Consider the following 3079-nt stretch of genomic DNA (forward strand, 5'->3'; position numbering starts at 1 on the left):
ACACTCCGGATCGCGTGGTCGCGGACGACGCGGCGATGCTCGGCATCGTCAGCAGCGCCAACGTGTCGTGCGGTTTCCACGCGGGCAGCCCGGAGGGGATCCGGCAGACCCTGGAATCGGCCGTGGCGCGTGGCGTGACGATCGGCGCCCACCCGGGGTACCGCGACTACGAGGGCTTCGGGCGGAAGGCGATGGACGTCGACTCGGCGACGCTCCAGGCGCACGTGGAGTACCAGCTCGGCGCCCTGATGGGACTCGCAGGCGCTGCCGGCGGCGCGGTCCGGTACGTGAAACCGCACGGGGCGCTGTACAACACGATCGCGCGCGACGAGCGGCAGGCACGGGATGTCGTCGCGGCGATCCGCGCGGTCGACCCGTCGCTCGTGATGCTCGGCCTGGCGGGCGGCGTGGCGATCGATGTCGCCGAGCGGGCGGGGCTGGCGACGGCCGCCGAGGCGTTCGCCGACCGCGCGTACACGCCGGGCGGCGAGCTGGTCTCGCGCACCGAGCCGGGATCCGTCCTGCACGATCCCGAGCTCGTCGCGGCGCGGATGCTGCGGCTCGCGCGCGAGGGGGTCATCGAGGCCGTCGACGGCAGCCTCGTCCCCGTGCGCGCGGCGTCGATCTGCGTGCACGGCGACAGCACCGGGGCGATCGAGATGGCTCGCGCCACGCGCGACCTGCTCGAGGCGGAGGGGATCCGGATCGCGCCGTTCGCGGGGGAGGCGGCGTGACCCGCGCCGACGCGGTCGCGGAGGCGCGGGCCGCGAGGGCCGCGTATCGTGCCGGCCGCGTGGCGCCCACGAGCGGCGTCGCGCACGGCCTCGTGCAGGCGAACCTGATCGCCGTTCCCGCCGACTGGGCGTACGACGTGCTGCTGTTCGCGCAGCGCAATCCCAAGCCCTGCCCGGTGCTCGAGGTGCTGGAGGCGGGGACCGTCGAGTCTCGCATGGCACCCGGATCCGATCTTCGCACGGACATCCCCGCGTATCGCGTCTGGCGCGACGGGGAGCTGGTCGAGGAGACGAAGGATGCGTCGGCGGCGTGGGAGGAGCATCCCGACCTCGTCTCGTTCCTGATCGGGTGCAGCTTCACGTTCGAGGCCGGTCTGGACGACGCGGGCATCCCGATCCGTCACCGCGAGCTGGGCCGCAACGTGCCCATGTACCGCACCGCACGGCGATGCGCCCCTGCGGGGCGGCTGCGCGGGGACCTCGTGGTGTCGATGAGGCCGATCCCCGCCGAGCGGGTCGCGGACGCCGTGACGATCTCCGGCCGTTACCCTGCGGTGCACGGCACGCCCGTGCACGTGGGCGACCCCGCCTCGCTCGGCATCGCCGACATCGATGCGCCCGAGTTCGGCGACGCTCCGGAGATCCGCGCCGGCGAGGTGCCCGTGTTCTGGGCGTGCGGCGTCACGCCGCAGGCGGCCATCATGGCTTCGCGCCCGCCGTTCGCGCTGACGCATGCGCCCGGGCACATGTTCGTCACCGACGTGCCGGATGCGGAGTACCTGGCGTGAGGCGCGTGCTGACCGCCTCCGACCGGGCGCTGCTCGTGGAGGAGGATGACATCGATGGCGCGATGCGCCTTCACGCCGCGCTCGCCGCAGCCGCCCTGCCGGGGGTGACGGAGCTGATCCCGGCCGCGCGCACGGTGCTCGTGCGGTTCGATCCCACCGCCGTGACGGCGACAGACCTCTCGAGCCGGATCGCACGGCTCGAGCACGTCGCGGGTGCCGGGGGAGAGACGGGGTCGGTCGTGATCCCCGTCCACTACGGGGGCGAGGATCTCGCCGAGGTCGCGCGCATCCTGGGGCTCAGCGAGGACGAGGTGGTCGCCCGTCACACGGGCGCGACCTGGCGCGTCGCGTTCACGGGATTCGCGCCGGGCTTCGGCTACCTCGTGGGGAACGACCCGGTCTTCGACGTGCCGCGACGTCCGACCGCGCGCATCCGCATCCCCGCCGGCTCCGTCGCGCTCGCGGGCACGTTCTCGGGGGTGTACCCGCGGGAGAGTCCCGGCGGCTGGCAGCTGATCGGTCGTACGGACGCCGTGATGTGGGACCTCCGCCGCGACCCGCCCGCGCTGTTCGCTCCCGGCACGGCGGTCCGCTTCGAGCGCGCGGGCCGAGAGCGCGTCTCGGCCGCCCCGCATCCCGCGCCCGCCGCGCACGACGGCCCCTTCGCCGTCGAGGTCGTGCGGCCCGGCCTGCAGCTGGTGGTGGAGGACTTCGGGCGCCCGGGGAACGCGGCACTCGGCGTGTCCGCCTCGGGCGCCGCCGATCGGCGCGCGCTGCGCCGCGCGAACCGCGCCGTGGGCAACCACCCGGCACACGCCGCGCTGGAGCTCGCGGGCGGCGGGGCCGTCCTGCGCTTCCGCGGCGCGGGCGTGGTCGCGGTCGCGGGCGCGGCGATGGATCCCGTCGTCGTCCGGCCCGACGGAGTGGAGCTCCCGGTGACGGACGGCGTTCCGGCCGCGGTCGACGACGGCGACGAGCTGCGTCTCGGGGTCGCGCGCGACGGTCTGCGCGTGGTCATCGCGGTGCGCGGTGGGCTCGACCTCGAGCCCGCTCTCGGCAGCCTCGCGAGCGACACGCTCGCCGGGCTCGGCGCGGAGGAGCTCGGCGGCTCGCCGCTCGCCGCGGGAACCGTCATCCCGCTGCGTGGGCCGGCGGCCGCGCCGTTCGCGGTCGAGCCGCACCCCGCGCCGCGCTCACCGCTTCCCGCTGCCGGCGACCAGGTCGAGCTGCGGATCGTGCGCGGGCCGCGCGACGATTGGTTCACGGACGACGGCGTGCGCACGCTGCTCGCGCAGGAGTGGCTCGTCACGCCGCGTTCGGATCGCGTCGGCATCCGGCTCGAGGGCGAGGCGCCGCTCGAGCGCGCGATCCCGGGCGAGCTGCCGAGCGAAGGCGCGGTGACCGGCGCGATCCAGGTGCCGCCCGACGGACAGCCGGTGCTGTTCCTTCCCGATCACCCGCTCACGGGCGGGTATCCCATCATCGGCGCCGTGATCGACGCCGACCTCGACCTCGCCGGGCAGCTGCCGCCCGGCACCCGCATCCGCTTCCGCCTCG

General features: G+C 75.1%; 3 protein-coding genes. All 3 read left to right on the plus strand.

The window, feature by feature from the left end:
* The first annotated feature begins 14 nt into the window (after positions 1 to 14).
* On the plus strand, positions 15 to 734 hold the full coding sequence (locus tag RIF89_RS13025) for a LamB/YcsF family protein (RefSeq protein ID WP_375294484.1): 720 nt from the start codon (positions 15 to 17) through the stop codon (positions 732 to 734).
* Positions 731 to 1522 carry a putative hydro-lyase gene (locus tag RIF89_RS13030; protein WP_309069527.1) on the plus strand — a complete coding sequence of 264 codons (792 nt, stop codon included), beginning with the start codon at positions 731 to 733 and terminating at the stop codon, positions 1520 to 1522. Before RIF89_RS13025 ends, RIF89_RS13030 begins: the two co-directional genes overlap by 4 nt.
* Positions 1519 to 3079, plus strand: a 1561-nt coding sequence (locus RIF89_RS13035; protein WP_309069528.1) for a carboxyltransferase domain-containing protein, incomplete at its 3' end; no start/stop codon positions are given. The genes RIF89_RS13030 and RIF89_RS13035, both read left to right, overlap by 4 nt.

It is taken from the genome of Microbacterium sp. (assembly GCF_031178525.1).
Taxonomy (GTDB): domain Bacteria; phylum Actinomycetota; class Actinomycetes; order Actinomycetales; family Microbacteriaceae; genus Microbacterium.